Here is a 270-nt window from a genome sequence, read left to right as displayed (position 1 = left end):
GAAACCCTTTTTTATCAGTATTTTACTTCCTATTAAAGTTGGTTGTATGTTGGAAATATTTACCTAAAATAGCATCAACATTTTCAAGGTGAATCAGCATCTTCGTCCTTGCTGCCTCTTCGTCCCGGGCTTTGACGGCTTTATATATCGCCAGGTGCTCATTATATAACTGCTCAATCGTCGTTTGTTTGGAAAAAAGCCAAACCTTTCGCGTTTCCCGCATTGTTTCCACCATTATGTCAGACACATGGTTCATGAGGTTCATCAATA

The 270-nt window shown here is 39.3% G+C and carries 1 protein-coding gene; it reads right to left on the bottom strand.

What is annotated here, in order from left to right:
* Positions 1–22: 22 nt before the first annotated feature.
* Positions 23–270, bottom strand: a 248-nt coding sequence (locus tag RYX56_RS22590) for an FCD domain-containing protein (RefSeq protein WP_317124153.1), incomplete at its 5' end; no start/stop codon positions are given.

It is taken from the genome of Alkalihalophilus lindianensis, assembly GCF_032843265.1.
GTDB lineage: Bacteria > Bacillota > Bacilli > Bacillales > Bacillaceae_D > Alkalihalophilus > Alkalihalophilus lindianensis.
Note: the sequence above shows the minus strand (reverse complement) of the source record. Positions and strands in the feature narration are given on the sequence as shown.